This window comes from Polynucleobacter sp. 35-46-11, assembly GCF_002281105.1.
The window spans coordinates 1-3987 of record NZ_NCFJ01000225.1; the positions used below are offsets into that span (position 1 = coordinate 1).

Here is a 3987-nt window from a genome sequence, read left to right on the forward strand (position 1 = left end):
GCACCTCAATTACGTTTGGCGTACTTTACTAAGCCTTATAACGACACTTCGGGGTTCCCAAAAGATTGGCGCGGTATGGCTGTTGCTACCCAGGCTTTGGTTGATCATTACGCAAAGCTGGCGTATGAAAAAAATATTCAGTATTACGGATATTCCAATGGCGATGCAGGGATTGACATGACTCTTGCTGGTATTGCCAAGGCAATCCGAGAAACGGGTATTACTGAAGATCGCAGAACGGCGATTGCACACTCATTCTTTATCCGTGATGATCAATTAGACCAATACAAGGCCAATAAAATTCTTCCTCAATTTATGCCTAATCACATTTGGATGTATGGTGATGTATATAGAAAAATTCTAGGCGATGAGAGAGCTAGTAATATGGTGCCGCTCAATTTGACCCATGCAAAGGGAATGCAATTTGGTATTCACAATGACACTCCTTCATCTGGTCCAAGTGCCTTGTTTACGATTGGAACTGCTGTAAACCGTAATATCTACGGAGGGGGAGTTTTGGGTCCTGATCAACGTATCGACCCTTATATTGCTCTTCGTGCATTTACTTCTGTAGCTGCATATCAATACAAAGAAGAGGCATCAAAGGGTAGTATTGCCGCCGGCAAGCTTGCCGATATGGTTCTGCTTGATCGCAATCCATTGAAAGTAGATCCAATGGAGATTAAAGATATTCAGATTGTGAAGACAATTAAGAATGGTAAAGATCTGTATGTTCGTCCCTAATTTAGTATGTAGAGTTGTCGTTTAATATTGAACTTATAGCTTCTTCTATCTTTATGAATCATGAAAAAAATTACTAAACTTTTACTAGTAGTACTCAGCGCAGTCCTAGGCATCTTGTCTTCCACTGTATATGCCGATCCACCAATGCCACCTTTTTATGCCTCCGTCATGAAAATGGCTCCTGAAGGTAAGTTGGGTCAAGTCATCTCTAAAGAGAAAATTGCAACATCTGTAAAAGGTGCGCAGGCTTGGAAGATTGCTTATATCTCATCTGATGTGGCTGGTCGTAAAACGATTGCTACTGGGACCATCATCGCGCCTGTTGGACCAAGCCCAAAAGAAGGAAGGCCAATATTGGCTTGGGCACATGGCACAACAGGTTCGGCTCAAAACTGTGGACCATCTCAAATTATTGATCCAACGGCTGCGTTAAATGAATATTTCCTGATGGACGGTAACTCTTGGACCGATTACGGAATTCCCAATGGTCAAGAGTTCATCAATCAAGGATATGTTGTTGTTGCTACAGACTACCAAGGCTTGGGTGGCGGTGGCAAGCATCAGTATGCTGTGGCACAAACAAACGGAAGGGACGTTATTAATTCTGCAAGAGCTGCCAGCTCTATGAAAGAAGTGGGCGCCGGTAAAAAGACTGTAGTGTATGGTTGGTCTCAGGGTGGTGGCGCTACTATTGCTGCCGCAAGCCTGCCAGACTACCAAGTCCTTCAAGGCACTGCAGCAGATAATCTGCAATATCTAGGATTTGTGGCGTTGGCACCAGAAGATGTAGCAGCCATGCTTCCAAATGTACCGGCTGATGAGGCAGGTGCGAAAAAACTCATGAATGGCTTTACCCAGGCTAATGTGCCAAACGTATTTCTGTTCGCCCACTATATGATGGGACTGTGGGGTACAGAGGCGGCTTTTCCTGATCTGAAGCTATCCGATGTGCTGACTGATGAGGGTGTAAAAGTGGTAGATAAATTATCTAGAAACAAGTGCATGCATGTTCTAGCGGATACCTTTAGTTATGCTTATGGGGATAACTATAAAACTCTCCTGAAGCCAGAACCAAGCAACTCCTTGGCATGGGTCAAGGCATTTGTTAATGGCAGTGTTAAGCCGGTAAAACCTACTGCACCTGTTGTGATTTATTGGGGTACAAAAGATACCGCAGTTCCTCCAATCATGCATGAGCTTTATCAGAAGCAAATGTGCAGTATGGGTGCAAATGTAGGAAGAATTCAGCTGCCAGGAGAGCAGACACACTTTACGACTCCCGGAGTTTCAGCCCCGATGTATCTTGACTGGGTCAAGGATCGTATTGCTGGAAAACCATTGGCAAATAGTTGCCCTCAAAAGTAGGCTTAGTAATTCTCTATAGTAAGAAAACCACCTTCGGGTGGTTTTTTCTTTTGAGCAATAATTTCAATCCATTGTTATTCTTGTATCTAACAATTTATTACTGAAAAGATTTTTATGGATATTTATTCTGACTACAGTAAGCGTGTAGTGCTGAATCATCAAGACCTACCGTGGATTTCAAGCCCTTCCGTAGGTATCGAGAGGCGCATGCTTGATCGTCAGGGCGATGAGGTGGCGAGAGCTACTTCGATCGTTAGATACGAAGCTGGTGCGAAGTTTCCAACCCATACCCATGAATTTGGAGAAGAGATCTTGGTGTTAGATGGAGTATTTTGTGATGAGACTGGCAACTATCCAGCCGGTACCTACATCATGAATCCTCCTGGCTCGTCTCATGCACCTTTTAGCGAGAATGGCTGTACTCTTTTTGTAAAGTTACGACACTTGGGATCTGAGCAGATTGAGCGCGAGATTGTGGATACCCATTCTGCACCATGGTTTCAAGGGATGGTGCCTGGTTTAACCGTAATGCCGCTGATGAGACAGGGTGCGGGCTCTACATTAGTTAGGTGGGCTCCTCAAACTTACTTCAACCCACACAAGCATTATGGCGGCGAAGAGATTTTTGTAGTGGATGGCGTATTTGAGGATGAGCATGGACGCTATCCAGCTGGTTCATGGATTCGCAGCCCCCATATGAGCTTGCATCAACCTTTTAGTAAAGAAGGTTGCACGATCTTTGTTAAGACCGGGCATTTAATCTAGATTGAATGCAAACTGATATTGCTTTATTTAATCCAAGAGATGAATTGCTCTTTCGCTCTCCGCACCTTTTTGAGTTTGACAAGCCAATCCTCATCGGCATTGCGATATCCCAAGGGGAGCAAGATGACGCTTCGTAAGCCCTTGGCAGACAGATTCAGAATGTCATCTACTGCCGGTGGATTAAAGCCTTCCATAGGAGTGCAGTCTACTTGTTCATAGGCTGCAGCAATTAGAGCCGTACCTAAACCAATATAGGCCTGCTTAGCAGCGTGAGTAAAGTTTGTTTCAGCGTCTCGAGCCGGATATGCTTTAAGCAGCATTTGGCGATATGCAGTGCCAGATTCGCTCGTAAAGTTACGAATAGATTCAGTCATATCAAACGCAGCATTGATGCGGTCTGCGGTGTAGTTATCCCATGCGGCAAAAACGAGTAAATGAGAGCAATCAGTGACTTGAGACTGGTCATTAGCAACTGCTCTAATCTTCTGGAGAATATCTTTATTGGTAATGACAATCACCTCGTAGGGCTGAAGTCCGCTTGAGCTTGCAGTTAGGCGAATAGCTTCGAGGATTTGCTCGACCTTATTTTCTGGAACCAGTTTTTCGGAATCCATCTTTTTAGTGGCGTAGCGCCACTGCAATTTATCAATTAAGCTCATTTGTTATCCTTTTAGGGTATTCGGGGTTGTTTTGGGTGAGTTTAGTGGAGGCTGGATTGAATTGCAGAAACACTCATTATTGGGGTTTCCAATAAGCCTTTAAATAGATAAAGCCCTTTAAAATAGCGATTGTTATTTTTATTACCTTTTTAATTCTGAATTATTCGCCCACTATGAAAAACCCCCTCTTTAAGACTTTCTTTGGAATCCTCGCACTACTGGCTTCCTCAAGTTTTGCTCTTGCCCAAGAAGTCTCTCCAATCCCTAAGGCATCAAATGAATGGCGCTTTGAAGTAACCCCTTATCTTTGGCTTACTGGGATCAAAGGCACTATGAATTTTGATAATGGCCTTGGGGGCCTTTGCTAACTCAACGCGCACTGGTTCTTTACTCAATAGCGTCGTGACAACACCTACCCCAATAGAAAGGGCCATACAGAGGTACGCGAACTGCC

Annotated in this window: 4 protein-coding genes and 1 pseudogene; 3 read left to right on the top strand and 2 right to left on the bottom strand. The window is 44.0% G+C overall.

Annotation, left to right across the window (positions count from 1 at the left end):
- The 3 genes from B7Y67_RS12345 to B7Y67_RS12355 all read left to right on the top strand — a co-directional run.
- Positions 1 to 744 (top strand): amidohydrolase family protein (locus tag B7Y67_RS12345; RefSeq protein ID WP_293598904.1); only part of this gene is annotated, 744 nt, incomplete at its 5' end.
- Positions 745 to 804: 60 nt separating this feature from the next.
- The gene (locus B7Y67_RS12350; protein WP_293598905.1) at positions 805 to 2109 is read left to right on the top strand and encodes a lipase family protein; all 1305 of its coding nucleotides are present in this window, start codon (positions 805 to 807) and stop codon (positions 2107 to 2109) included.
- A gap of 114 nt (positions 2110 to 2223) precedes the next feature.
- Positions 2224 to 2874, top strand: a complete 651-nt coding sequence (locus tag B7Y67_RS12355; protein WP_293598906.1) for a cupin domain-containing protein — start codon at positions 2224 to 2226, stop codon at positions 2872 to 2874.
- 23 nt (positions 2875 to 2897) lie between these two features.
- Here B7Y67_RS12355 and B7Y67_RS12360 read toward each other — a convergent pair whose 3' ends face one another.
- Entirely contained in the window at positions 2898 to 3533 is a 636-nt protein-coding gene (locus B7Y67_RS12360) for an NAD(P)H-dependent oxidoreductase (RefSeq protein ID WP_293598907.1), read from the bottom strand.
- A gap of 272 nt (positions 3534 to 3805) precedes the next feature.
- Positions 3806 to 3987, bottom strand: a pseudogene (locus B7Y67_RS12365) (hypothetical protein); the annotation flags it as partial.